Source organism: Streptomyces yokosukanensis (genome assembly GCF_001514035.1).
Classification (GTDB): Bacteria; Actinomycetota; Actinomycetes; order Streptomycetales; family Streptomycetaceae; genus Streptomyces; species Streptomyces yokosukanensis.
In genome coordinates this window covers 332,733-357,570 of sequence record NZ_KQ948208.1, presented here as the reverse complement: position 1 = coordinate 357,570, position 24,838 = coordinate 332,733, and the positions used below count along the sequence as shown (strand labels likewise).

Here is a 24,838-nt window from a genome sequence, read left to right as displayed (position 1 = left end):
TCCGCCCGGACGGTCCGACGGCATTCGGCCGTCCGGGGCCGGGCACCCCGCGGAGCGGTTCGGGGCCCGAGGACGCGTGGGCGTCGGTACGGCCGTACGGGCGAACCGTCCGACCTCTTCCGCCCCTTTCCGACCCCTTCCCACCTCTTCCGACCCTTTGCGTCCCTCCGGCCCCACCGATGGCGTGGTGTTCTTGTTCATTGCGTGCGTCAAGTCCTTCGAAACAGCCGGATGAGCTGGACCGGCCGGAAACCGCCGGTGACCGCCTGGGCACGAGCACGGACGCCCCGGCGTCAGACGGTGTCCGGTATCGGCAGCGGCCGCTTCTCGAGTGCCGCGGCCATGACCTCGGGGAAGAGATCGGGTGTGCAGGCGAAGGCCGGCGCGCCGAGCGCGGCGAGCGCCGCCGCGTGTTCCCGGTCGTATGCGGGCGCTCCCTCGTCCGACAGCGCGAGCAGCGCCACGAACTGCACCCCGGACGCCTTCATCGCCGCCACCCGCTTGAGCATCTCGTCACGGATGCCGCCCTCGTAGAGGTCGCTGATCAGCACGACCACGGTCTCGGCGGGCCGGGTGATCCGTGCCTGGCAGTAGGCGAGCGCCCGGTTGATGTCCGTGCCGCCGCCGAGCTGGGTGCCGAAGAGGACGTCGACCGGGTCGTCCAGCTGGTCGGTGAGGTCGACCACCGCCGTGTCGAAGACGACCAGCCGGGTGCTGATCGACCGCATGGAGGCGAGAACCGCGCCGAACACGGACGCGTGGACCACCGAGGCGGCCATGGACCCGGACTGGTCGATGCAGAGCACGACCTCCTTCTTCACCGACCGCGCGGCGCGCCCGTATCCGACGAGCCGTTGCGGCACCACCGTGCGGTACTCGGGCAGATAGTGCTTGAGGTTGGCCGCGATGGTGCGGTTCCAGTCGATGTCGTGGTGGCGCGGGCGGCTGATCCGCGCGCTGCGGTCGAGGGCACCGGTGAGGGTGGCCCGGGTGCGCGTCGCGAGCCGCTTCTCCAGGTCCTCGACGACCTTGCGCACCACCGCGCGTGCGGTCTCCTTCGTCGTCTCCGGCATCACCTTGTTCAGCGAGAGCAGCGTGCCGACCAGGTGCACGTCCGCCTCCACCGCCTCCAGCATCTCCGGCTCCAGCAGCAGCGAGGCGAGGCCGAGCCGGTCGATGGCGTCGCGCTGCATGACCTGGACGACCGAGGCCGGGAAGTACGTGCGGATGTCCCCGAGCCAACGGGCCACGGACGGCGCCGAGGCGCCGAGTCCCGCCGAACGGTCACGGCCCGTCTGCGGCCTGTCCCCCTTGCCGTAGAGCGCGGCGAGCGCGCCGTCCATCGCCGCGTCCCGGCCGGACAACGCGCATCCCGTGCCGTCGGCCTGGTCGCCGCCGAGCACCAGCCGCCAGCGCCGCAGCCGCTCCCGCGCCGGATCGGCCACGTCCGCCGACATCGGCTCGCTCGTCATGCGCCCACCCCCGCGAGGCTGTCGTCGTCCGCCGTGTCGTACACCCCGTCCAGGCCGAGCAGCAGCCGCAGCACCGGCAGCACGGCGTCGGCGCGCCCGGTGTCCGGCTCGGCGGCGAAGCCGGGTGTCACGGCGCCTTGGGTCGCCCGCCCGGCCACTGTGTCTCCCGGCCCGCGCCGGAGCAGTTCGCCGAGCGTCCTGCGCACGCCCGGCTCATATGCCGCGAACGTCCGCCGCAGCAGCGGCAGTACGTCCGTGAACGCCTCCGTCGGCACCCCGGTCAGCCAGCCGTCCACCAGGCCGAGCAGCCGCTCGTCGTGCACCAGCAGCAATCCGCCCCCGCCGCCGACGAAGCCCTCGATCCAGGCGGCCGCGTCGGCGGGCGGCGTCCCCGGCGACAGCGCGAGCCCCATCAACCGCGCGGCTTCCTCGGACCGCAGCGCGCCGTCGTCCAGCAGCAGCCGTACCGCCCGCCCCCGGAGGACGCCGGGCATGCTGTCCCGCGACGACAACGCCCGCAGCACGGCCCGCCAGCGGTCCCGCAGATCCCCGGACCCGGCACCGGACACGGCAGCGCCCTTCGCGCCCGCACCGTCCCCAGCTTCGGCACCGGCGGGCTCCTTCGCACCGGCACCCGTCCCTGGGGCTCCCCGGACCCCGGCACCGGCCGGCGTCTCCGCCAGCAGGCCCACCGCCGTGTGCACGGCGTCCACATGGCCACGCATCTCCTGCGCCGCGTCCCCGTCGAGCGCGGCACACGCCGGAGGCAGGCCGACGAAGATGCGTTCGGCGAGGCCCGCGGCGACACCGGCCAGCGCACCGGTGTCCGTGCCGCGTACGTCGCCGTAGCGCAGGGAGCGGACCAGGGCGGGCAGGGCCTGGGCGAGATGGCCGACGTCCGCGTCCAACGCGGCCCGGTCGGCGAGTACCCGCATGACGAGCGGCAGGGCGTCCGGCAGACCGGCGAGCAGGCACTGCTCGGCGAGCGCGGTGACGTCGGCGAGAGAGCCGGCGGCGGTCGCGTCCGCCTCGGCCCTGGCCTGCGCCGCGGCCAGTACTGTCGTCCCCCACACGCCCGCCTCGGCGACGCGCACCGACAACTCCGGCTCCCAGCGCAGCCGCCAGGTCTCCCGGAACGTGCCCGTGCTCCCCCGGGACCGCGCGGGCTCGCCCCAGCCGACGCCGAGCAGCCGCAGCCGGTGCAGCAGCCTGCTGCGTCCGGCGTCGGTGTCCCCCCGCAGGTCCAGCTCCAGTTCGCGCTCCAGCGCCTCTGGCCTGAGCCGCAGCGAACGCTGTTGCCGGGTCAGGTCGCGCTGCAGCGGCACCGCGGGCGCCGACTCCGGGACCTCCCCCAGGACGTCCCCGACCACCAGCCGGTCGTGCACCAGCGCCAGCGGCACGTCCGAGCCGTCGCCGAACACCGCGCGAACCGCGTCGGTGGTCTCGCTCAGCCCCGGCAGCGGGCGGCCGCGCAGCACCGCCAGGGTCTCGGCGAGCCGGACGGCCTCGATGACATGGGCGCAGGACACGATCCGGTCCTCCTCGCGCAGCAGCCGGGCCACCTCGGTCAGCCAGCGCTCGACCGGCCGGTCGGGCGCGTGGAACAGATGGCCGTACCAGCCCGGCGAGTCGATGCCCGCGCCGTATCCGCTGGACCGGGCGAGCCTGCGGTGGGTCCAGGGCACCCAGGTCAGATCGGTCCTGACCCTGGGCAGCCCCTTGAGGAGGGTCCGGTCGGCGGCGACGGTGGTCCTCGCGCGCAGCGCGGGCACATGCCAGGCTCCGCAGACCACGGCCACCTCGTCCCCGAACTCCTTGCCCGCCGCACGCAGTCGGAGCCGCATGTGCGCCTCGCGGACGAGATCCCGGGCGTGCCCGCCTGCGCCGTACCGCTCGCGGAGCGCATCCATCGCCTCCGCCAGCGCGGCGAACGGGGCGAAGGGGTCCCGCTCCCCCGGGCCCCGGTGCTCGACCACGTCCTCCCACCAGCGTTCGGGGTCGTCGTATCCGGCGGCCTCGGCGAGCACGGCGAGCGGGTCGACTCGGACCTGCTCCTCGCTGCCCAAAGGCTCGTCGGCAGCCCCGGCCCCGGCCCCGGCCCCGGCCCCGGCCCCGGCCCCGGCAGGAGTCTCCTTCTCCTTCTCCTCCTTCTCGTCCGCACTCTCCTTCCACGCGAGCGTGTGCGCGGCCGGCAGGTCGATGAAGTGGGCCGGTACGCCGTGCTCCAAGGCCCAGCGGATCGCCACCCACTCGGGGCTGAACTCGGCGAACGGCCAGAACGCCGAGCGGCCCGGATCGTCGAGGGCATGGGCGAGCAGGGCGACCGGGGGCCGCAGGTCCGGGTCGGCGGCCAGCGGGATCAGCGCGTCGGCCTCGGACGGACCCTCGATCAGGACGACGGCCGGGCGGGCGGCGTCGAGCGCGGTGCGCACCGCGCGGGCGGAACCGGGACCGTGATGCCGCACCCCCAGCAGGAGCGGACCGGAGTCGTAAGCCTTGGGCCAGCGCGTGTCGTTCATGCGCTCACCTCCCGGCACGCGCGGTAGAAGTCCGTCCAGCCTTCGCGCTCGCGGACGACGGTCTCCAGGTACTCCTGCCAGACGACCCGGTCGGCCGCTGGATCGCGCACGACGGCGCCGAGGATGCCCGCGGCGACATCGCCGGGCCGCAGCACGCCGTCGCCGAAGTGCGCAGACAGCGCCAGGCCGTTGGTCACGACGGAGATCGCCTCGGCCGTGGACAGCGTGCCGCTGGGCGACTTCAGCTTGGTGCGGCCGTCGGCGGTGATGCCGTCGCGCAGCTCGCGGAAGACGGTCACGACCCGGCGGATCTCCTCGATGCCGTCGGGCGCGGGCGGCAGGTCGAGGGAGCGGCCGAGTTGCTCGACCCGGCGGGTGACGATGCCGACCTCGGCCTCGGCGCTCTCCGGCAGGGGCAGTACCACGGTGTTGAAGCGGCGGCGCAGCGCGCTGGAGAGGTCGTTGACCCCTCTGTCCCGGTCGTTGGCCGTGGCGATGAGGTTGAACCCGCGGACCGCCTGGACCTCCTGGCCCAGCTCCGGGACGGGCAGGGTCTTCTCGGACAGGATCGTGATCAGCGTGTCCTGCACATCGGCCGGGATCCGGGTCAGCTCCTCCACACGGGCCGTCATGCCCTCGGCCATGGCGCGCATGACGGGACTCGGCACGAGGGCGTCGCGGCTCGGGCCGTGGGCGAGCAACTGCGCGTAGTTCCAGCCGTAGCGGATGGCCTCCTCGGGAGTGCCGGCCGTGCCCTGCACCAGCAGGGTGGAGTCGCCGCTGACGGCGGCGGCGAGGTGCTCCGACACCCAGGTCTTGGCGGTGCCGGGCACGCCGAGCAGCAGCAGGGCGCGGTCGGTGGCGAGCGTGGTGACGGCGACCTCGACGATCCGGCGCGGGCCCACGTACTTGGGTGTGATCACCGTGCCGTCCGGCAGGGTGCCGCCGAGCAGATACGTCGCCACCGCCCACGGCGACAGCTTCCAGCGGGCCGGGCGCGGTCGATCGTCCTGCGCGGCGAGCGCGGCGAGTTCGTCGGCGAAGGCGTGCTCGGCGTGCGGGCGCAGCACCTGTGCGCTCTCGCCGTGGGTCGGTTCGGCGGTGGTGGTCGGTCGCTCGGACGCGGATGTGGCAGACATGGCGGACATGGCTGAGGCCCCCTCCAGCTCGGCCGGTTCGGTCTGGCATCCACCGTGCACCACGCCACTGACAATCGCTCTGACCTGCACAAATGACCGCTCCGGATCGATTGTCAGTGGCGGGACCTACCGTCGTTGGCATGACTGAGCAGGGGGTGCGCTGGAGCGCGGAGCAGGTGCTGTCGCTGGCGCCTGACGCCGCGTCACGCACAGCGGGAGGCAAGCTCGGCACGGCCGTTCCGTGGTCCGGGGCGGGAAGCGGGGAGGGGACGGTGTGGGGGCTGTGCAAGGGCAGCGGCAGCAGGCCGTATCAGACGGTGGTCGATCTCGCCGACCCGGCGGGCCCGGCGTACAAGTGCAGTTGTCCGAGCCGTAAGTTCCCGTGCAAGCACGCGCTGGGGCTGCTCCTGTTGTGGGCGGGCGACGACGGCTCGGTGCCGGCGTCCGCCGAAGTGCCGGGGTGGGCCCACGAGTGGCTCACGGGCAGACGCGAGCGCACCGAGAACAAACAGCCCCGGAGCGAGGGAGGTTCCGGGACCGGCGTCGCCGATCCCGAGGCGGCGCGGCGACGGGCCGAGCGCCGGGCCGAGCGGGTCACCGCGGGCGCGACGGAGCTGGAGCAGCGTCTCGCGGACCTGCTGCGCAGCGGCCTGGCCGCGGCCGAGCAGGCGGGGTACGGCGCGTGGGACGAGACGGCGGCCCGCATGGTCGACGCCCAGGCGCCCGGACTCGCCTCACAGGTGCGGGAGTTGGGGGCGATACCGGCGTCCGGCGCCGGCTGGCCGGCCCGGCTGCTGGAGGAGTGCGCGCTGCTGCACCTGCTCGACCAGGCCTGGCTGCGGCGCGACCGGCTCCCGGACGCCCTCGCGGCCACGGTCCGCTCCCGGCTGGGCCTGCCCGCCACGGCGGACGGAGCGCCGGTGCGCGACCACTGGCTGGTTCTCGCCCAGTACGACACGGTGGATCCGAAACTGACGACCCGCCGGACATGGCTGCACGGCGCCGCGACGGGCGGCACCCGGCTGCTGCTCTCCTACGGCGCGGCCGGCCGGGCTCCGGAGCTGTCCCTGCCGGTCGGGCTGGCGCTGGACGCGGAGCTGTCCGCCTATCCGGGGGCCGGTCAGTCCCGGTCCGCGCTGGGTGAGCGGTTCGCCGCGCCCGCTCCGGCCGCGTTCCGCCCACGGGGCACGACCACGGCCGAGGCGGCGGCCCGGTACGGCGAGGCGCTGCGCGACGACCCTTGGCTGGATGCGGTCCCCGTGACGCTGGACCGGGTCGTACCGGTCCCGGACGGCGATCTGTGGCAGCTGGCCGACGCCGAAGCGGACTCCGCCCTGCCACTGACCCGGACCGCCCGGTCCCGCCCCGGCCTGTGGCGACTGGTCGCCCTGTCCGGCGGCGCCCCGGTCACCGTCTTCGGCGAGTGCGGCCACCGCGGCTTCACCCCCCTCACAGCCTGGCCGGAGCACTCGGGCGAGGCGGTGACGCTGTGCTGACCGCGGCGGGAGAAGGCGTCATGGGCGCCCTCGGCACACCCGGCCGGGGCGCCCCACCGTCCCGGCCGTCCCAGCCGGGAGCGGCACGATGGCACCCCTCGGACACCTGCAAGGACCTCGGACCCCTGCAAGGGAAGGGAACGCGATGAACGGGACGTCCTCGACGGACGCGACCGGCACACCCACCCCGGCCGCCCCGGCGTCTGCTACCTCTCCGCCCTCTCCGACCGCCCCGAGCCCCTGGGAAGACCTGGTCACCACCGCTCTCCTCGGCACCGACCGACGCCCCGCGGCATACGGCCGATCCGGCCGGGAGGCGCCCCTGGCACTGCTCGACGAGGCCGCCATGGCGACCGTACGGCGGCGGGCCGGGCTACGGCCCGCGCGGGCCGCCCGCCGACCGGAACCGGCGCCCGAGGATCCGCGCCCGGCCCTGCCCACCGCGGCGGCCCGCAGACTCGCCACGCTGCTGACCGACCGTTCCGGCGGCGGGAGCGGGGGGCGCCGGGGCAGTTCACCGGACCTCATGGAGCTGCTCCCGCAGTGGCTCGCGGCGGCCAACGCGCACGGGTACGCGGCGCCCCCGCAGGCGCTCCCCGCCCTGCTGGACGCGGCGCGGGGCCGTACGGACCTGCGCCCGGCGGCGCTGGCCTTCGCGGGCCCGCGCGCGCTGTGGCTGGCCCGGCTCAACGGGGACTGGCGGTTCGCCCTGCGCGCGGCCCCCGGCGGCGGCGCCACACTGCCGGACCCCGGGGACGCCGAGGCGGTGCGCCGGCTGTGGCAGGAAGGCCTGTTCGCCGAGCGCGCGGCCCTGCTGGGAGCGCTGCGCGCCGGCACCCCCGCTCCCGCGCGCGAGCTGCTGGCATCGACCTGGGCCACCGAACGGGCCGAGGACCGGCTGATGTTCCTGGACTCGCTGCGCACGGGCCTGTCCGCCGCGGACGAGCCCTTCCTGGAGCAGGCGTTGGGCGACCGCAGCCGCAATGTGCGGGCGACGGCGGCGGAACTGCTCTCGGCGCTGCCCGCTTCGGCGCTCGCCACGCGCATGGCCGTACGGGCCGCGGCCTGCGTGGCCCTCGACCGCACGCAGAGCGCACCGGCGATCGCGGTGGAGCCACCGCTCGAGTGCGACTCCGGCATGGAGCGGGACGGTGTGGTGGGCACACCTCCTGCGGGACGAGGGGAACGGTCGTGGTGGCTGGGGCAGTTGGTGGAGTCCGCCCCGCTCGGCACCTGGCCGGGACGGCTCGGCGGACGGACGGCGCGGGACATCGTGGCACTGCCGGTGACGGACGGCTGGCAGGGCGAACTGCACGCGGCCTGGTGCCGGGCCGCGGTGCGGCAGCGGGACGCGCGGTGGTCGAGGGCGCTGCTGGGCTCGCCGTCGGCACCGGAGGCGGGCGGGCCGGGCGCGGTGTCGCTGGCCGATCGGGCGAAACTGCTGGCCGCCCTGGAACCGGCGGAACGGGCCGACTGGGTGGCCGGGTTCATCGCGGCACACGGCCTGTCGGAGGCGTTCCAGCTGCTCGGGGTGTGCGCCGTGCCCTGGGCCGCGCCGCTGGGCCGGTCGGTCGTCGACGCGCTCAACATCGCGCGGGACGCGGGCAGTTACCCGTGGAGCTTCAGTGGGGTGATGGGCCTGGCCGAGCGCTGCCTGGACCCCGCGCAGGCCGTCCGGCTGGAGGGGCTGCTGGCGATGCCCGACGAGCGGGAGGACGCCGCGCCGGGGGCCGGTGGGTACTGGGCGGAGGCGTTCCAGCGGCTGATGACCACATTGCGGTTGCGGGCACAGATGACCGAGGAGCTGGCACCGGCCATCATCGAGAGACCGTCCGGGGGTGCCCCCCGCGAGGGAGAGTGAGGACGCGGCAGTTCAGGCCGAAGCACCGGAACAGGGCGCCGGGAACGCGGCTCCCCGGGGGCACCGGCCTCCGCTCAGCGGACCGTCGGCTCGACCGCCGGAGGCACCCGTACGTTCTCCCGCACCCAGTCGACGATCGACGCGGTCGTCGCGCCCGGCGTGAAGATCGCCGCGACGCCCTTCTCCTTCAGCGGCGCGATGTCCTCCTCCGGGATGATGCCACCGCCGAAGACGAGGATGTCCGCGGCGTCGCGCTCCTTGAGCAGGTCGATCACCGCGGCGAACAGCGTGTTGTGCGCACCGGAGAGGATGGACAGGCCGATCGCGTCGGCGTCCTCCTGGATGGCGGTGCCGACGATCTGCTCGGGCGTCTGGTGGAGCCCGGTGTAGATGACCTCCATACCGGCGTCGCGCAGGGCACGCGCGATGACCTTGGCCCCGCGATCGTGGCCGTCGAGCCCCGGTTTGGCGACCACCACACGGATCGGACCGGCTGCCACACCCATCACTGCCTCCATCACACGACCACGGAAGCGATCGCTTCCGTCCGTAACGACAAGTACCGCACTTTTGGCGCGTTCCGCCACCCGTCGCGAAGTGAACGAACGTTATCTCCAGCATCCCGCAACCGGCAGTTTTACGGTGCGCAGCGAGGGGGAAATCACATGATGGGACATGAGGGCACACGGGGGATGGAGCCGTCCTCCGGCGTGCCGACAGGAGGTCGGCCATGAAGGTCACCGGGGTACTGCCGCTCTTCCTCCCGATGTGCCGCCGCCTGTGGCCCGACAGACTGACCGGACTCTCCCTGGCGCTGCTGAAGGCGACCGCCCTCGAAGCCGCGATCCTCACCGGCCATCTCCTGCTGTATCCGACCGGCCTCACCCAGGAGCGCTTCCCCGCCCCGCCCGCCCGGGACGGCACCGCCCAGCTGCCGGTCCGGTCCGGCCCGCCGGTCGTACTGCTGCACGGCTTCATCGACAACCGCTCGGTGTTCGTACTGCTGCGCCGCAATCTCGCCCAGCACGGCGGGCAGCGCGTCGTATCGCTCAACTACTCCCCGCTGACCTGCGACATCCGCGCCGCCGCCGAGTTGCTCGGCCGGCACATCGAGGAGATCTGCGAGCGCACCGGCAGCGACCGGGTGGACATCGTGGGGCACAGCCTCGGCGGCCTGATCGCCCGCTACTACGCGCAGCGCCTCGGCGGCGATCTGCGGGTGCGCACGCTCGTCACGCTCGGCACGCCGCACTCCGGGACCAGTGCGGCGCCGCTGGCCAACGCCCATCCGATCGTGCGCCAGATGCGGCCCGGTTCGGGGGTGATCGAGGAGCTGGCCCGCCCCGCGCCCGGCTGCCGTACGCGGTTCGTCAGCTTCTGGAGCGACCTGGACGCCGTGATGGTGCCGCAGGAGACGGCCTGTCTGGAGCACCCCGACCTCGACGCGCACAACGTCCGGGTGACCGGCATCGGACATCTCGCCCTGCCCGTGCACCCCGCCGTCGCGGCCGGGATACGGGAAGCCCTCGACGCCACGCACCCCGGGGACCGGGTTGCCGACGGTCTGACGGTGGCGTGACACATCCGACGACGGGATGACATGGAGGTGACGAACAGTCACCACACGTCGAACACCATTCGAACTCTCGGCCAAGCTCGTGTCCGGCGCCCCCGAAACACCGCCGAATGCCCGTTTCCCGCCAACGCGAAACCAGCGGAAGATTGTCGCGCCCAGGTACCGGCGGGTACAGTCGCCGCACTGCTCTGGCAGCCCCTGTTGTCGAGGCGAAAGAGAAGTTGGTGAACGACCGTCACCTGTCGGGGACCATGACCACCCCGGCCCCGGCTTCCGACGCCTCCGCAGCGCACTGCGCGCCGTACGGAAGCCATGAAGCCCCCTACGGTGACCTCACCACATACGGCGGCTACGGCACCACCGGTTTCCCGGACGGCACCGGCTCCTTCTCCACCGATCCGCTCTTCGGCAGCCTGCCCGGCCAGCAGAGCACCGGCGCCTACGACACCACGCAGTGGCAGACCGGCCAGAGCCCGCACTACGACCCGTACGCGGCCCAGCACGCCGCCGTCCACGGCTCCGGCGTCCACGACACCACCGCCTGGACGGTCCCCGCCCAGGCGACGGGCCACGACACCGGCGGCTGGGGGTCCCCCCTCTGGGAGCGGGACGCGAACGCCTGGCTGCAGCCCGACCAGTCCGGCGACGCCGCCCCGACCCAGCAGTGGGAGTGGGGCGCCCAGACCTTCGAGTCGGGCACGTACGACGCCACGCAGTGGAACTCCGGCGGCGAGGCCCGTCCGGCGGGGCCCGAGCAGGCTGCGGAACCGTTCGAGCAGCAGGCCACATCGGTCTTCGACCAGGTCGGCGACCCCCGGGCCACCGCCTCCTTCCCACAGGCGCCGTACGAGCAGCAGGCGCCCTACGGGGACCACGCGTCGTACGAGGACGGGGCGACGTACGAGGACGGGACGCCGTACGAGGGCGCGGTCTTCGGTGAACAGTCTTCCGGGGAGGGCGAGTCGGACGCCACGGGCGTACTGCCCGCCGCGACCGAGCTGCTGGACGGCCAGGAGGAGATCACTCCGGCGCCGACGACCCGCGCCGGCGCACGCAGCGCCGCGCGTTCCCGCCGTCGTACGCCCGCCAAGCGCTCCGCGCTGCTGACCATCGCCGTGCCCTCGGTCTGCGTCGTGGGGGTCGCCGGGATCGCCGCCGCCTCGGTCGGCGCCCTGACCGACGACAGCAAGGACACCACCGCCTCCGCCTCGGACGCGCACGCGGTCAAGCCGTCGGTCGCCAACAGCAAGCTGGACAGCCAGCTCACCACCCTCTCCGCCGGTGCCCACGACTTCGCCGACCGGGCGAGCCGGACGCAGGAGCGGCTCGACCTCAAGAACCAGCAGGAGCTGGAGAAGAAGAAGGCCGCCGCGGCGGCCGCGCTCAAGGAGCGGCTGCGCCCGAAGTTCGTCCTGCCGGTCACGCAGCGGGGGCTCAGCGCCTTCTTCGGCCAGGCGGGCGTGAACTGGATGTCCGTGCACACGGGCATCGACTTCCCCGTCTCGTACGGCACCACGGTGATGGCGGCGACCGACGGCGTCGTCTCCACCAAGTGGAACAGCGCCTACGGCAACATGCTGATCGTGACGGCGAAGGACGGCACGGAGACCTGGTACTGCCACCTGTCCAGCTACCGTGTCGCTTCCGGTACGAGCGTCAAGGCCGGCGAGCCGATCGCCTACTCCGGCAACTCCGGCAACTCCACGGGCCCGCACCTGCATTTCGAGGTGCGTCCTGCGGGCGGGGCGGCGATAGACCCGCTGCCGTGGCTGCGGAGCCACGGACTCGACCCGACCTGAGCGACCCGTGTGCCCTCGCCGACCGCGAGGGCACACGGGTCGCGTCGGCCTACAGCTTCTCCACCGGCGCGTACCGCAGTAGAAGTCGCTTCGGCTTGGTGTCGCCGAAGTCGATCGTCGCCTCCGCGTTCACGCCCGTGCCCTTCACGGCGACGACCGTGCCGAGCCCGAACTGGTCGTGGGTGACCCGGTCCCCGACGGCCAGACCGACCACCGGCTTCTCCGCCGTGCGCCGCGTGGCGAACCCGGACGCGCCCGACGCCGAGGAACGCGAGCGCGTCGAGGACAGCGAGGCCGCGATCCCGGAAGCCGGGCCGGAGGACACCGGCGCAGTCGCTCCCGTCCGCTTCCACTCCACATGGACGGGCGGGATCTCCTCCAGAAAGCGGGAGGGCGGGTTGTACGACGGCTGGCCCCAGGCGCTGCGCATCGCCGAGCGGGTGAGATAGAGCCGCTCCCGCGCGCGCGTGATGCCGACGTACGCCAGGCGCCGCTCCTCCTCCAGCTCCTTGGTCTGGCCGAGGGCGCGCATGTGCGGGAAGACGCCGTCCTCCATGCCGGTCAGGAAGACGACCGGGAACTCCAGGCCCTTGGCGGTGTGCAGGGTCATCAGGGTGATGACGCCGGCGCCCTCCTCCTCGTCCGGGATCTGGTCGGAGTCGGCGACGAGCGCGACCTGCTCCAGGAAGTCGGCCAGCGTGCTCTGCTCGCCTTCGCCGCGCTCCTGCTCGAACTCCAGGGCCACGGCGGCCAGTTCCTGGAGGTTCTCGATGCGGGTCTCGTCCTGCGGGTCGGTGGAGGCCTGCAACTCGGCCAGGTAGCCGGTGCGTTCGAGTACGGCTTCCAGGACGGTGGCCGGTCCGGCGCCGGACTCCACGATCGTGCGCAGGTCCTCCATCAGCGTGTTGAACCGCTTGACCGCGTTGGTGGAGCGCGCGGCCATGCCGTACGCCTCGTCGACGCGCTTGAGCGCCTGCGGGAAGCTGATCTTCTCGCGCTGGGACAGGGCGTCGATCATCGCCTCCGCGCGCTCGCCGATGCCCCGCTTGGGCACGTTGAGGATGCGGCGCAGCGGCACCGAGTCCTCGGGGTTGGCGAGGACGCGCAGATAGGCGAGGACGTCCCGGACCTCCTTGCGCTCGTAGAAGCGGACACCGCCGACGACCTTGTAGGGCAGGCCGACGCGGATGAAGACCTCTTCGAAGACACGGGACTGGGCGTTGGTGCGGTAGAAGACGGCGACGTCCCCGGACTTCGCCTCGCCCGCGTCCGTGAGGCGGTCTATCTCGTCGGCGACGAACTGGGCCTCGTCGTGCTCGGTGTCGGCGACGTAGCCGGTGATCTGCGCACCATGGCCGGCGTTGGTCCACAGGTTCTTCGGGCGGCGGGACTCGTTGCGCTCGATGACCGCGTTGGCGGCGGACAGAATGGTCTGCGTGGAGCGGTAGTTCTGCTCCAGCAGGATCGTCGTCGCGTTCGGGTAGTCCTCCTCGAACTGGAGGATGTTGCGGATCGTCGCGCCGCGGAAGGCGTAGATCGACTGGTCCGCGTCACCGACGACGCAGAGTTCGGCGGGCGGGAGGTCGTACTCGGCCGGGGGCGCGTCGGCCGCGTCGGCGGCGCGCTCCCCCGTGCCCACCAGTTCGCGGACGAGGGCGTACTGGGCGTGGTTGGTGTCCTGGTACTCGTCGACGAGGACGTGCCGGAAGCGGCGGCGGTAGTGCTCGGCGACGTCCGGGAAGGCGCGCAGCAGGTTGACCGTCGTCATGATCAGGTCGTCGAAGTCGAGCGCGTTCGCCTCGCGCAGCCGCGACTGGTAGAGCGCGTAGGCCTGGGCGAGGGTCTTCTCGAAGCCGTCGGTCGCCTGGGCGGCGAAGTCCTCCTCGTCGATCAGCTCGTTCTTCAGGTTGCTGATCTTCGCGCTGAACGACTTCGGCGGGAAACGCTTGGGGTCGAGGTCCAGGTCACGGCAGACCAGGGCCATCAGGCGCTTGCTGTCGGCGGCGTCGTAGATGGAGAAGGACGACGTGAAGCCGAGCCTCTTGCTCTCCCGGCGCAGGATGCGCACGCACGCACTGTGGAAGGTCATCACCCACATCGCGTTCGCACGCGGGCCGACGAGCTGCTCGACACGCTCCTTCATCTCGCCCGCGGCCTTGTTGGTGAAGGTGATCGCGAGGACCTGGCCCGGATGCACATTCCGCTCGGCGAGGAGGTGGGCGATGCGGTGGGTGAGCACGCGGGTCTTGCCGGAGCCGGCGCCGGCGACGATGAGCAGCGGCGAGCCGGCGTGCACGACCGCGGCGCGCTGGTTGTCGTTCAGCCCGTCCAGGAGCGCCGCCGCGTCGAGCGCGGGGCGCGGGGCGCCGTCGCGGTAGTAGGCGTCCCGGTCCGGCGGCACGTCGAACTTCCCGCCGAACAGATCGTCCGGAAGCGGCTCCGGAGCGTGATCGTCCTCGGGCGGCGGCGGGGGCTCCTCCTCACGCCCGCGAGGGGTCTGGAGGTCCGCCAGGAAGCTGTCGTCAAAGAGGCTGCTCATCGCTCTACGAGTCTAGGGCGCCCCACCGACAACCGGTCCCCGTCCCCGGAACATGGCCGGGTTTCGAGGAGGGCCGGTCCTCGCGCCGGAGCGGCCCGTCATCCGCTCACGCTGCGGAACTGTCCGATGACGCAGCCATGAAACCGCCCCCAGGTCACGAAAATGTATCGGACATATCACGCACCAACCTTCACAAGAGTCACACGAGTTGGCTAGCGTGCCGTCGGGCCGTACGACCCCTACCGGCGAACCCCGCCGGGCCGCGCGGCCTCCGCCGAGTCCGGCGTGCCCGCAAGGCGCCCGGAGCCGGGGACCCACCGATCCTGGGGTGAATCGGCCGACTCCCGCCCGGGACGAGGCCGTAGGGCAACCCTTCCGAAACACCGCCCGAACCCGACAGCTAACCCGGTAGGCGGCCCACTGGAAGGAGTCGCCTCCCTTGGCGTCGCACCGCAAGCCGCGACCCGGCGGGACCATCGGAGCGGGTCTTCGCACCCCCGCCCTCGCCACCGCCGCCCTCACCTCCATGGCCGTGCTCTCACAGAGCGCCGAGGCCGCCCCGGGAACCGATCACACCAAGCCGAGCCTGGAGGAGGTCGAGAAGAAGGTCGACGACCTCTACCGCCAGGCGGAGTCGGCGACCGACAAGTACAACGCGGCCAAGGAACGCACCGGCAAGCAGCGCGGACGCGTCGACACCCTGCGCGACGAGGTCGCCCGGCGCACCGAGCGCCTCAACAAGGCCCGTGAGGAGCTGGGCTCCTTCGCCGCGGCCCAGTACCGCACCGGCGCCGCCGCTCCCGACACGGCCACCTTCCTGCTCGCGGACAGCCCGCAGGACTACTTCGACCAGAGCCAGCTGATGAACCGGCTGACCTCGCGCGAGAAGAGCGCGGTCGACGACTACGTGAGCGAGCAGGCCTCGACCATGAAGAAGCGGCGGGAAGCCGCGCAGAGCCTGCAGACCCTGTCGGATTCGCAAACCGACCTGCAGACTGCCAAGGCCACCGTCCAGAAGAAGCTCGCGTCCGCGCGCGAGCTGCTGTCGCAGCTGACGACCCAGGAGAAGGCGCGGCTCGCCGCCCTCGAGCGGAAGAAGGAGCAGGAGGCGGCACGCAAGGCGGCCGAGCTGGCGAAACAGCAGGCCGAGCAGCAGGCCGACTCCTCGTCGTCGTCCTCGTCCGGGTCGTCCGGATCCGGGTCCAGCTCCGGTTCTGGCTCTGGCTCGACGGGCTCCGGTTCGGGCGGCTCGACGACGTCCACCTCGTACGACACGAAGGCCGCGAAGGCGATCGCCTTCGCGCGCTCGCAGATCGGCAAGCCGTACGTGTGGGGCGCCACCGGGCCGGGCTCCTACGACTGCTCGGGCCTCACCCAGGCCGCCTGGAAGTCCGCCGACGTCACGCTTCCGCGCACCACCTACGACCAGGTCAACGCGGGCACCACGGTCTCCCTGGCCGACGCGCGGCCGGGCGACCTGGTCTTCTTCTACGACGACATCAGCCACGTCGGCCTCTACATAGGCAACGGCATGATGATCCACGCCCCGAAGCCGGGTGCGTACGTCCGCGAGGAATCGATCTACTACGGCGGCGAATCGATCATCCACAGCGTGGTCCGACCGGGCTGACCGCCACCGGGCTCGGACACGTCCAGCCGCCCGCGCCCCACGCGCGCGTACCGCGCTTCTGCGCCGCACGCGCGGGTGGGGCGTGCTTGTGCCGCGCCGGGCCGGGCCGCGCCGGGCCGGGCCGTACGCACGTGTGCCGCGTTCGTGTGTCCCACGCGCCACGCGCGCGTACCGGCGTTTTCGCCACGCCCACACGCCCAACCTGGACTTTCGCGCGCCACGCGCGCGTGCCGTTCCGGGCGGGGATCCCACGGCTCCCTAGCATCGGGCGCATGCCCGGCATCCCAGGTCTGCGCGCGTGGTGGGCGGACCGGCCCCCCGCGGCCGGGGCCGCCGTGATGGCGACCGGAATCCTGTCGGTGGGACTGCATCTGACCGGCGCCGAGGCGGTCTCCCGGGTGGCCTTGGCGCTGGCCTGCGTCACGTGGGCGGCCCTCGCCGCCGACTTCGTCCTGCGGCTGCTCGGCGAGCGGCGGCGCTGGGTGGCCGAGGCGGGAAGCCCCGGCGCGCTCACCGCCGTCGCCGCGACCACGGTGCTCGGCATCCGGATCTCGGCGCTGGGCCGGCAGACCCTCGCCGAGGCGCTGCTGGCGCTCGCGGCACTGCTCTGGCCGGTGCTGCTGCTCCTGGTCGTACGGCACTGGAAGCGTCGCATGCCCGGAGGAGTGTTCCTGTGTTGTGTGGCCACACAGGGACTTGCCGTGCTGGCCGCCGCGCTGGCCGCGGCCGAGCGCACGGCGTGGCTCGCGCACACGGCGCTGGTGCTGTTCTGGCTCGGCCTGGCGCTCTACGGCCTCGCGCTGGCCCGCTTCGACCTGCGGCAGGTGCTGGAGGGGGCGGGCGACCACTGGGTCGCGGGCGGGGCGCTCGCGATCTCGGCACTCGCCGGGGCGAAGCTGCTCATCGCCGGGGACTCGGGCCTGTATCTGTGGGACGACGACGACCGCGGCGTGCTGCGGTTCGCGACCGTCGCGCTGCTCGTGCTGGATCTGGCCTGGTACCTGGTGCTGCTGGCCGCCGAGGCGGCGCGGCCCCGGCTCGGCTACGACATGCGGCGATGGTCGACGGTGTTCCCGATGGGGATGACGGCGACGGCGACGCTGTCCGTCGCGACCGCCGTCGGCGTCCCCTGGCTCAGATGGCCCGGACGGGTGCTGCTGTGGGTGGCGGTGGCGGTGTGGCTAGCGGTCGCCGCCGGTGCGGTGCTCGGGGCTCGCGCCGACGGCAGGGACGGTTGACCGTCAGGTCCACAGCACGGCGATGAAGATGTTCGCCATGGTCAGCAGGCCGACCGCGCCGAACATCCCCTTGTCGATCTTCTCCTCGTCGCGCTTCACATAGACCAGTCCGAGGATCACGATCAGCAGCGCCAGCTTGATGCCGATCTTGATGGTGTTGACGTGGTGGTGGTCGGCCTGGTTGAGCCCGACCAGGGCCACGCCGGTGACCAGCATGGTCAGCGCGCCGTGCAGCATCCCGGGCACGAACCGGGCCGTGCCCTGGCCCATCGCCTTCATCTGGGTGAGGAAGCCGCCGAGCAGCGCGGCGATGCCGATGATGTGCAGGCCGACGAAGAGATGGATGAGTACGTCCATGGGGCCGGAGCCTAGCCAGGGGCCCATGGCCTGATGTCACCGGGCCCGGTACAGCACTCGTCGATCCGCGTCGGTGATCTTGCATATATGCGTCCCATAGCACCCCATGCCTCCCGCCCGTTCCGCTTTCCGCGCTTCGGTCACCACGCTGCGTGAAGGCGACGACTCCAGAACGGCAACGTGGTCACATACGGTCACATCGCGGTCCGTCCGGACCAGTTCCGTACACCCCGTTACCTGCTCGTCACAGTCGGGCCTAGCGTCCTCCCCCAGGTGACCGGCTCCCCATCGCCGTCCGAGCCAGGGCGGCAGTCGGCCACCACCGCCGAGAAAGGTCCGGCGGTGGCCCGCTTCCCCTGTGCGGGCCGCCGTCGGACATGACGTACGGACCACTCGGCCGGACCGCCCGGTCGACCCATGGCTGTACGCGTCGTATCGAAAGGACGTGACGGTCCAGGTGGCAGCGCACCGCAAGCCCCGGCAACGCTCGCTCGGTGGCCATACGGCCCGGACGGCCGCCACTCTCGCCCTCGCGGGCGCGGCCACCGCGACGGGGTTCGACGGGACGGGGCACGCCGAGCCGCAGCTGACGCCGGCACAGGTGAAGGCCGAGGTGGACAAGCTGTACCAGGAGGCCGAGGCGGCGACCGAGAAGTACGACGGCGCCAAGGAGGAGGCGGACTCGGCGCAGCGGCGGCTGAACACGCTGCGGGACGAGACCGCCCGCAGGCAGGACGGGCTCAACACGGCCCGGGAGAAGCTCGGTTCGTTCGCGGCGGCGCAGTACCGCGACGGCGGCATCGCCCCGGCCTGGCAACTCGCTCTGTCCGGCGATCCCGACCGCTATCTGGACGACGCCGCGTTGGCGGAGCGGGTCGGTCGACGGCAGGCCGACGCCGTGTCACAGGTGCGCGAACAGCTGCGTGGGATCGAGCAGTTGCGCGGCGCCGCACGCGTCGAGCTGGCGTCACTGCGGTCTCGGCAGGCGCAGCTGAAACGGCAGAAGAAGACCGTCACCGGCAAGCTGGAGGAGGCCCGGCGGCTGCTGGCGGGTCTCACCGCCCGGCAGCGGACCGAGGTCACCGGTGACGGCACCGCCCCGGGCCGCGCCTCCAGGTCGGCCTCGGACCCCCGGGAGGCGCTGGGGCAGGACGGGCCGGCCCCGACCGGGAGCGCACGCGCCGCGGCGGCCATCGCCTACGCCTACACCAAGCTCGGCAGCCCCTACGTCTGGGGCGCGACCGGCCCGAACGCCTTCGACTGCTCGGGCCTGGTCCAGGCCGCCTACCGCTCGGCCGGCATCACCCTGCCGCGCACCACCTACGCCCAGATCAACGCGGGCCGGCGCGTCGACCGCTCCGAACTCCAGCCCGGGGACCTGGTGTTCTTCTACTCCGGGGTCAGCCACGTCGGGATCTATGTGGGCAACGGGCAGATGATCCACGCGCCGAACCCCTCGGCACCGGTCCGGCTCGCCTCCGTCGACCTGATGCCGTTCGCGGGGGCGACCCGGGTGGCGTGAGGGCCGGGCCCGTAGGGGTCAGACCAGGCGGCGGGCCGTCGCCCAGCGGGTCAGTTCGTGGCGGTTGGACAGCTGGAGCTTGCGCAGCACCGCCGAGACATGGGACTCGACCGTCTTCACCGAGATGAACAGCTGCTTGGCGATCTCCTTGTAGGCGTAGCCACGGGCGATCAGGCGCAGCACCTCGCGCTCGCGCTGGGTGAGACGGTCCAGGTCCTCGTCCACGGGCGGGGCGTCGGTGGAGGCGAAGGCGTCGAGCACGAACCCGGCCAGCCGCGGCGAGAAGACGGCGTCGCCCTCCTGGACGCGGAAGATCGAGTCGACCAGATCGGTGCCGGTGATGGTCTTGGTGACATAGCCACGGGCGCCGCCGCGGATCACACCGATCACGTCCTCCGCCGCGTCCGACACGGACAGCGCGAGGAAGCGGACGGGCCGCTCGGTGTCCGCCGTCAACGCCGCGCACCTGCGGAGCACTTCGACACCGCCGCCGCCCGGCAGATGGACGTCGAGGAGGACCACCTCGGGCCGGGTCGCCGTGATGACCGTGACCGCCTGGTCGACGTCCGCGGCCTCGCCGACCACCTCGACACCGGTCTGGGCGGTCTGCCCGATCTCGGCCTGGACACCGGTGCGGAACATCCGGTGGTCGTCCACGAGGACCACCCGTACATGCCGTCCGGCCGCACCGCCTGCGGCGGCCCCGGAACCGGCCGCCTCGGCGGGTCCCGCCGTGCCGTTCGCCTCGGTCGCGTCACTCATGACGTCTTCTCCGCCCTCTCCATCTCCAACTCGACCTCCGTGCCGCCGCCCGGCACCGACCTCAGCCGGGCCGTGCCGCCGTTGCGCTCCATGCGGCCGATGATCGATTCTCTGACACCCATCCGGTCGGCGGGTATCGAGTCGAGGTCGAAGCCCGGGCCACGGTCGCGCACGGACACGAAGACCGTCCTCCCCTCGACTTCGGCATAGACCTGTACGGCGCCGCCCTCGCCACCGTACTTGGCCGCGTTCACCATCGCCTCGCGCGCGGCCTGCATCTGCGGGCCGGTCCTCTCGTCCAGCGGGCAGTCGCCGACGACCACGACCTCGATGGGCACCCCGTGCTTGTCCTCCACCTCGGCGGCGCTGCGCCGCACGGCCTCGGCGACCGTGTCCGGCTCGTCGGCCTCGTCCTTGCCGGTGCCCTCCGGCTTGTACAGCCAGGTGCGCAGGTCGCGCTCCTGGGCCCGGGCGAGGCGGCGCACCTCGTTCGCGTTGTCGGCGTTGCGCTGGATCAGGGTGAGGGTGTGCAGGACGGAGTCGTGGACGTGGGCGGCGACCTCCGCGCGCTCCTGGGCGCGGATGCGCATCAGGCGTTCCTCGGACAGGTCCTGGGTCATGCGGACCAGATACGGGCCGGCCAGCAGCGTGATACCGACGAGGACGGCGAGGGCCGCCTGGAGGACCGCGCCGGGATGGGCGGCCGAGCCCTGCAGTACGAAGACTGCGGAGACACCGGCCGTGACGAGCAGGACACCGCCGGCCGCGCGCAGCAGGGTGAGGGTACGGCGCCGGCGGCCGACCTCGACCCAGCGGGCCCGGCGGGCGTTGTCCGCCTGGCGCCAGACGAGGGCGACACCGGCCGCGACGAGGACGGCGGGCAGCAGATACGCCTTGGCCGCGCTGGTCAGATTGACGCTGCCCACGAACACCATGGACACGATGACCATGAGGAGCAGCGCGACGATCTGCCCGCGGTCGGGCTTGCGGGCCATGAGTCTTCGGCGGCCACCTGGAGCGCTCTCCGTGGCGACCGGCGGCGGCCTGTGATCTCCGACGCCACCGACGCCGAGCGGGACGAAGAACCAGAACGCCGCGTACAGCAACGCGCCGAGGCCGTTGGCCATGAACAAGCCGACGAACGCGAGTCGGACCCAGATGACGGGCAGCCCGAGATGCCCGGCGAGGCCCCGCGCCACTCCGCCGAGCCAGCGTCCGTCGCTGCTGCGGTAGAGCTTGCGCGGCGGCCGCGGGTCGTCGACTGGCAGGCTTGCGGCTTCCGGCATGCCAACGATGGTCACATGGCCGACGGAGCCAGGCATCAGGGTCTGCCCCCGAGACGCCCCTGATCTTCGGCGGGGCGGGGTCGGGGAGCACCGGACCGGGGCGGCCATGTGCCGCTCGAACGGTTCCCCGCCTCGTCTCAGGGCCGATTTCAGGGTTCGCCCAGGGTCGTCCCGACTCCCGCGGCGGCGGCCGGGCCGTCACCATGGACGCATGAAGGATCACGAGCACGCCGCGACGGGTCCGGGACCCGGCCCCGGCCCGCACCCGACCCCGGGCGCCGGACCGACGGATGCCGCACCCGCCGCGACGGAGGAGACGGGAGGGAAGGGCGCAGGGACTGCCCCAGGCGCTGGCGCAGGCAGTGACATAGGCGCGGGCATGGGCACCGGTACCCGCGCCGACGAGCAGCCGCAGGATGAGGAGGAGCCGAGCGCCGGCGCCCCCGAGCGGTTCCGGCGCGACCGTCGGCACAAGATGATCGCGGGTGTGTGCGCGGGCCTCGGCCGGCGGACCGACATGGATCCGGTGATCTTCCGGATCACCCTGGCCGTGCTGGCCGCCACCGGCGGCATCGGCCTCATCTTCTACGGCTTCGCCTGGCTCCTCGTGCCGTACGAGGACGAGGAGGAGAACGAGGTCCGCAAGCTCCTGACGGGCCGGGTCGACGGCCAGGCGCTCGCCGCCGTGCTGTTCGCCCTGGTCGGCTGCGGAATCTTCCTGACGATGCTGAGAAACGGCGCGGTGCTGACCTTCGCCGTGGTGCTCTCGCTGCTGCTGGCGGGTGCCGGGTACTGGTCGCGGCGCCGCGGCGCTCCCGATCCCGACCCGCTCGCCGCGCAGGCCGCCGCCGACGCCCCACCGGAGGCCAAGGCACCGCCGGTCATCTCCATCTACCCCTCCTGGTGGCGGGATCCGATCGTCAAGGACGGCACCCATGTCGGCGGCACCGGCTATCTCTGGGGCCCCGGCGACGGTCGCGGCCGGGACCTCGTCTCCGTGGTCGACGTCGGCATCGCCACCCCCTGGCCCCACACCAGCTCCGTGCGGCCCCAGCCCGCCGCTCCCCCGAGAACACGCGGCCCGCGCTGGATCGGTGGCTGGGTGTTCCTGCTGGCCCTGGTGGCGGGCGGTCTGGGCACCGGGCTGACCTGGGACACGCATCCGCTGGGCACCAGCCTGCAGACCGGCCTGGCGTGCGCGCTCGCGGTGTTCGGGCTGGGCCTCATGGTCAGCGCGTTCCTGGGGCGGACGGGAGCCGGGACGGTGTTCTGGGCGATCGTCACGGCAGCGCTGCTCGCCGGCGCGTCGGCCCTGCCCAAGGACATCACCACCCACTGGAGCGACGCTTCCTGGACGCCCTCGGCTGCGGCCCAGGTACGGCCGTCGTACGAGCTGGGCACCGGGCGCGGCACCCTTGACCTGAGCCGGGTGCGTCCGGGCATGGGACGGACGGTCGAGGCGGAGGCCCGCGTGGGGGCGGGACAGCTGAAGGTGATCGTGCCCGCGGACACGACGGTGCGGATGAAGATCGATGTGGGGGTGGGCGACATCCGGTTGCCCGGGAACGGCCGGAAGGACGTGGACGTGCAGCCGAACAGACACAGGACAGTGACGCTGGCTCCGGTCAAGGGTGCCAAGGACACGGGCACGCTGGACCTGACGCTGGAGGTCGGGGTGGGAGAGGTGGAGGTCGGTCGTGCTGCGTCATGAGTTCCAGCCCGGGAGGCTGGTCGCCGGGCTCTTTCTCACCGCCACCGGCGCGCTCTTCGCGGGAGACGCGGGCGGGCTGTGGCAGACGCCGTGGTTCACGGTCGTACCGCTGGTCGTGGGCGGCCTGTGCCTGGCCGCTGCCACGGCGATCGTGGCGCGAGGCATACGCAGACGGGGCGGCACGGAGAGCGGCTAGGCCGTGTGGCCCGGGGAGCGGCTAGGGAGTGTGGCCCGGATCGGGCCGACCGGGCCGGGTCAGTCCGACCGGGGTGAACCGGGCGGACCAGGTCGACCGGGGGCAGCGGTGGCCCCCGGCCGTTCCGGCCGGACGTAGAGGCCCTCCAGGAGCGCGGTCAGATAGCGGCGGGCGGTCTCGACGCGGGTCGCGGGGGCGCCGTGGACGGTCGCGGCGTAGGCGACACCGCACATCAACGGGACCAGGTCGGCAGGGGTCAGGTCGGCGCGCACCACCCCGGCGTCACGGGCCCGCTCCAGCAGCTCTGTGCCGACCGACGACAGCGCCTGCTTCAGTTCGGTGGTGCGCGGCAGGGCGTCGGTGGCCGCGGCGGTGACCGGGGCCAGGGAGGCGTCCGTGACCTGCGCTTCGACGGTGCGGGTCAGGAAGTCGGCGAGGGCGCGCCCGGGGTCGTCGTCGGCCAGCGCCTGCTCGCCCTGGGCGGTGAGTGCCTCCAGGGTGGGGGTGGCGACGGTCTCCAGGAGCGCCTCGGCGGTGGGGAAGTGGCGATAGACGGTGCCGACACCCGTACCGACCCGGCGGGCGATGTCGTTGAGCTGCAGGGGGGTGCCTTCGTCGACGAGATCGCGAGCCACCGAGACGATCCGTTCCCAGTTGCGGGCGGCGTCCTTGCGCAGGGGGGCGGTCGTCATGGGAGAAGTTTAACTGGATAGCTCATCCGCATCGCTGGAGTGGCACATCGCCGGAGCGCGCGATGTGGACGAGCCGAGCCCCCGCGCCGGGTTTCGTCACGCCGCCGCGAGTGGTGCGAGGCGCTCGCTGAGGCGGCGGACGGCTTCGGCGGTGCGGGGGTCCGTCGCCGAGCGGAAGGGGGAGACCGGATGCGCCTGGGGGCCGATGACGACGCCGGTCCGGCCGGTCAGCGATTCGTCGGTCGCGGCGAAGATCGACGACCTGGCCGCGAGGGACGCCGGGCCCGAGGTCGAGCGTTCGAACCTGCGCCGGACCAGCGGCCACAGCAACCGCAGCCCCGGCGAGACGATCTTCGGATCGCGCATGGTGCCGTTGGTCATGTCGGTCGCGGCGCCGCCGGGGTCCGCCGCGAAGGCCGAGACGCCCGTGCCGTCGAGACGGTCGGCCAGTTGCAGCGTGTAGGCGAGGTTGGCCAGCTTGGCGCGGCCGTACCAGTGGAAGCCGTAGTAGCCACCCGGCGGCTCGACGGTGTCGAAGACGCGCTTGGCGACACCGATCGCGCCCGAGGTGACGTTCACGATCCGGCTCGGCGCACCGGCGTGCAGCGCGGGCAGCAGCAGTTCGGTCAGCAGGTAGGGCGAGAGGTGGTTGACGGCGAACGTCGCCTCGATCCCGTCGACCGAGTCCCGCCGGTCCGGGAACATCGCTCCGACGTTGTTGACCAGCACGGTCAGCGGACCGTCGGCGAGGATCCGGCCGGCGAGGTCGCGGACGGCGTCCAGCGAGGCCAGGTCGGCGGCCAGGAACCGGGCGGAGTGCAGGGGCGCCGTGGCGTTGATCCGCTCGACGGCACGGGCACCGCGCTCGGCGTCGCGCCCGACCACGGTGACCGCGAGGCCCGCCTCGGCCAGCCCCGAGGCGGTCTCGAACCCGATTCCCGCCGTCCCTGCCGTGACCACCGCTGTCTGCTTCATCGCCCAACCCGTTCTGGATATGTGGATAGGTTATCCGTTTGATGCCACCGTCACCGTAGCAGATGATC

19 protein-coding genes and 1 riboswitch are annotated in these 24,838 nt (G+C 72.8%); of the genes, 9 read left to right on the top strand and 10 right to left on the bottom strand.

Annotation, left to right across the window (positions count from 1 at the left end; translation table 11 throughout):
- Positions 1-293: 293 nt before the first annotated feature.
- The 3 genes from AQI95_RS08215 to AQI95_RS08205 are packed head-to-tail and all read right to left on the bottom strand — an operon-like array spanning position 294 to position 5,130.
- On the bottom strand, positions 294-1,457 hold the full coding sequence (locus AQI95_RS08215) for a VWA domain-containing protein (RefSeq protein WP_067119655.1): 1,164 nt from the start codon (positions 1,455-1,457) through the stop codon (positions 294-296).
- An 11-nt stretch (positions 1,458-1,468) separates the two neighbouring features.
- Positions 1,469-3,991: a DUF5682 family protein gene (locus AQI95_RS08210; RefSeq protein WP_067119652.1), complete on the bottom strand. Its 2,523-nt coding sequence runs from the start codon at positions 3,989-3,991 to the stop codon at positions 1,469-1,471.
- Positions 3,988-5,130 (bottom strand): ATP-binding protein, encoded by a 1,143-nt coding sequence (locus AQI95_RS08205; RefSeq protein WP_067120419.1) that lies wholly within the window; start codon positions 5,128-5,130, stop codon positions 3,988-3,990. Before AQI95_RS08205 ends, AQI95_RS08210 begins: the two co-directional genes overlap by 4 nt.
- Positions 5,131-5,270: 140 nt before the next feature.
- Between AQI95_RS08205 and AQI95_RS08200 the strand changes: the two genes are divergently transcribed.
- Positions 5,271-6,626 (top strand): SWIM zinc finger family protein, encoded by a 1,356-nt coding sequence (locus AQI95_RS08200; protein ID WP_079071131.1) that lies wholly within the window; start codon positions 5,271-5,273, stop codon positions 6,624-6,626.
- Between the two features lie 145 nt (positions 6,627-6,771).
- Positions 6,772-8,487, top strand: coding sequence for a DUF5691 domain-containing protein (locus tag AQI95_RS08195; RefSeq protein ID WP_067119648.1), 1,716 nt, complete (start codon positions 6,772-6,774; stop codon positions 8,485-8,487).
- Between the two features lie 74 nt (positions 8,488-8,561).
- On the opposite strand, the gene icmB is transcribed toward AQI95_RS08195, so the two are convergent.
- Entirely contained in the window at positions 8,562-8,993 is a 432-nt protein-coding gene (icmB, locus tag AQI95_RS08190; protein WP_067119645.1) for a coenzyme B12-dependent isobutyryl CoA mutase small subunit, read from the bottom strand.
- A gap of 224 nt (positions 8,994-9,217) precedes the next feature.
- Here icmB and AQI95_RS08185 point away from each other — a divergent pair, with 224 nt between their 5' ends.
- Together AQI95_RS08185 and AQI95_RS08180 are read left to right on the top strand one after the other, a co-directional pair.
- Entirely contained in the window at positions 9,218-10,066 is an 849-nt protein-coding gene (locus AQI95_RS08185; protein WP_067119642.1) for an esterase/lipase family protein, read from the top strand.
- A 107-nt stretch (positions 10,067-10,173) separates the two neighbouring features.
- Complete coding sequence (locus AQI95_RS08180; RefSeq protein WP_208614104.1) at positions 10,174-11,862, top strand: M23 family metallopeptidase; 1,689 nt, start codon at positions 10,174-10,176, stop codon at positions 11,860-11,862.
- A 49-nt stretch (positions 11,863-11,911) separates the two neighbouring features.
- Here AQI95_RS08180 and pcrA read toward each other — a convergent pair whose 3' ends face one another.
- The gene (gene pcrA / locus AQI95_RS08175; RefSeq protein WP_067119635.1) at positions 11,912-14,401 is read right to left on the bottom strand and encodes a DNA helicase PcrA; all 2,490 of its coding nucleotides are present in this window, start codon (positions 14,399-14,401) and stop codon (positions 11,912-11,914) included.
- A 262-nt stretch (positions 14,402-14,663) separates the two neighbouring features.
- Positions 14,664-14,833, top strand: a riboswitch (cyclic di-AMP (ydaO/yuaA leader).
- A 7-nt stretch (positions 14,834-14,840) separates the two neighbouring features.
- Between pcrA and AQI95_RS08170 the strand changes: the two genes are divergently transcribed.
- Both AQI95_RS08170 and AQI95_RS08165 read left to right on the top strand, forming a co-directional pair.
- Positions 14,841-16,031 carry a C40 family peptidase gene (locus tag AQI95_RS08170; RefSeq protein WP_067119631.1) on the top strand — a complete coding sequence of 397 codons (1,191 nt, stop codon included), beginning with the start codon at positions 14,841-14,843 and terminating at the stop codon, positions 16,029-16,031.
- A gap of 272 nt (positions 16,032-16,303) precedes the next feature.
- Positions 16,304-17,269, top strand: coding sequence for a tellurite resistance/C4-dicarboxylate transporter family protein (locus AQI95_RS08165; protein ID WP_067119628.1), 966 nt, complete (start codon positions 16,304-16,306; stop codon positions 17,267-17,269).
- A gap of 3 nt (positions 17,270-17,272) precedes the next feature.
- On the opposite strand, the gene AQI95_RS08160 is transcribed toward AQI95_RS08165, so the two are convergent.
- On the bottom strand, positions 17,273-17,626 hold the full coding sequence (locus AQI95_RS08160; RefSeq protein ID WP_067120417.1) for a hypothetical protein: 354 nt from the start codon (positions 17,624-17,626) through the stop codon (positions 17,273-17,275).
- 457 nt (positions 17,627-18,083) lie between these two features.
- Here AQI95_RS08160 and AQI95_RS08155 point away from each other — a divergent pair, with 457 nt between their 5' ends.
- On the top strand, positions 18,084-19,148 hold the full coding sequence (locus AQI95_RS08155; RefSeq protein WP_067120415.1) for a C40 family peptidase: 1,065 nt from the start codon (positions 18,084-18,086) through the stop codon (positions 19,146-19,148).
- Between the two features lie 18 nt (positions 19,149-19,166).
- On the opposite strand, the gene AQI95_RS08150 is transcribed toward AQI95_RS08155, so the two are convergent.
- Together AQI95_RS08150 and AQI95_RS08145 are read right to left on the bottom strand one after the other, a co-directional pair.
- Positions 19,167-19,910, bottom strand: a complete 744-nt coding sequence (locus AQI95_RS08150) for a LuxR C-terminal-related transcriptional regulator (protein ID WP_067119624.1) — start codon at positions 19,908-19,910, stop codon at positions 19,167-19,169.
- Positions 19,907-21,232, bottom strand: coding sequence for an ATP-binding protein (locus AQI95_RS08145; RefSeq protein ID WP_079071130.1), 1,326 nt, complete (start codon positions 21,230-21,232; stop codon positions 19,907-19,909). The genes AQI95_RS08150 and AQI95_RS08145 overlap by 4 nt, the downstream gene beginning before the upstream one ends.
- A 175-nt stretch (positions 21,233-21,407) precedes the next feature.
- On the opposite strand from AQI95_RS08145, the gene AQI95_RS08140 reads away from it, so the two are divergent.
- Positions 21,408-22,907 (top strand): PspC domain-containing protein, encoded by a 1,500-nt coding sequence (locus AQI95_RS08140; protein WP_167361933.1) that lies wholly within the window; start codon positions 21,408-21,410, stop codon positions 22,905-22,907.
- Positions 22,894-23,103 (top strand): hypothetical protein, encoded by a 210-nt coding sequence (locus tag AQI95_RS08135; RefSeq protein WP_067119617.1) that lies wholly within the window; start codon positions 22,894-22,896, stop codon positions 23,101-23,103. Before AQI95_RS08140 ends, AQI95_RS08135 begins: the two co-directional genes overlap by 14 nt.
- A 59-nt stretch (positions 23,104-23,162) precedes the next feature.
- Here AQI95_RS08135 and AQI95_RS08130 read toward each other — a convergent pair whose 3' ends face one another.
- Both AQI95_RS08130 and AQI95_RS08125 read right to left on the bottom strand, forming a co-directional pair.
- The gene (locus AQI95_RS08130) at positions 23,163-23,795 is read right to left on the bottom strand and encodes a TetR/AcrR family transcriptional regulator (protein WP_067119610.1); all 633 of its coding nucleotides are present in this window, start codon (positions 23,793-23,795) and stop codon (positions 23,163-23,165) included.
- Positions 23,796-23,891: 96 nt separating this feature from the next.
- Positions 23,892-24,770 carry an SDR family NAD(P)-dependent oxidoreductase gene (locus tag AQI95_RS08125; RefSeq protein ID WP_067119608.1) on the bottom strand — a complete coding sequence of 293 codons (879 nt, stop codon included), beginning with the start codon at positions 24,768-24,770 and terminating at the stop codon, positions 23,892-23,894.
- Positions 24,771-24,838 lie beyond the last annotated feature (68 nt).

Coding starts and splice junctions, on each gene's coding strand:
- AQI95_RS08215 (WP_067119655.1), bottom strand. CDS start 1,457: ATGTCGGCGGACGTGGCCGATCCGGCGCGGGAGCGGCTGCGGCGCTGG.
- AQI95_RS08210 (WP_067119652.1), bottom strand. CDS start 3,991: ATGAACGACACGCGCTGGCCCAAGGCTTACGACTCCGGTCCGCTCCTG.
- AQI95_RS08205 (WP_067120419.1), bottom strand. CDS start 5,130: ATGTCTGCCACATCCGCGTCCGAGCGACCGACCACCACCGCCGAACCG.
- AQI95_RS08200 (WP_079071131.1), top strand. CDS start 5,271: ATGACTGAGCAGGGGGTGCGCTGGAGCGCGGAGCAGGTGCTGTCGCTG.
- AQI95_RS08195 (WP_067119648.1), top strand. CDS start 6,772: ATGAACGGGACGTCCTCGACGGACGCGACCGGCACACCCACCCCGGCC.
- icmB (WP_067119645.1), bottom strand. CDS start 8,993: ATGGGTGTGGCAGCCGGTCCGATCCGTGTGGTGGTCGCCAAACCGGGG.
- AQI95_RS08185 (WP_067119642.1), top strand. CDS start 9,218: ATGAAGGTCACCGGGGTACTGCCGCTCTTCCTCCCGATGTGCCGCCGC.
- AQI95_RS08180 (WP_208614104.1), top strand. CDS start 10,174: ATGCCCGTTTCCCGCCAACGCGAAACCAGCGGAAGATTGTCGCGCCCA.
- pcrA (WP_067119635.1), bottom strand. CDS start 14,401: ATGAGCAGCCTCTTTGACGACAGCTTCCTGGCGGACCTCCAGACCCCT.
- AQI95_RS08165 (WP_067119628.1), top strand. CDS start 16,304: ATGCCCGGCATCCCAGGTCTGCGCGCGTGGTGGGCGGACCGGCCCCCC.
- AQI95_RS08160 (WP_067120417.1), bottom strand. CDS start 17,626: ATGGACGTACTCATCCATCTCTTCGTCGGCCTGCACATCATCGGCATC.
- AQI95_RS08150 (WP_067119624.1), bottom strand. CDS start 19,910: ATGAGTGACGCGACCGAGGCGAACGGCACGGCGGGACCCGCCGAGGCG.
- AQI95_RS08145 (WP_079071130.1), bottom strand. CDS start 21,232: ATGCCTGGCTCCGTCGGCCATGTGACCATCGTTGGCATGCCGGAAGCC.
- AQI95_RS08140 (WP_167361933.1), top strand. CDS start 21,408: ATGAAGGATCACGAGCACGCCGCGACGGGTCCGGGACCCGGCCCCGGC.
- AQI95_RS08130 (WP_067119610.1), bottom strand. CDS start 23,795: ATGACGACCGCCCCCCTGCGCAAGGACGCCGCCCGCAACTGGGAACGG.
- AQI95_RS08125 (WP_067119608.1), bottom strand. CDS start 24,770: ATGAAGCAGACAGCGGTGGTCACGGCAGGGACGGCGGGAATCGGGTTC.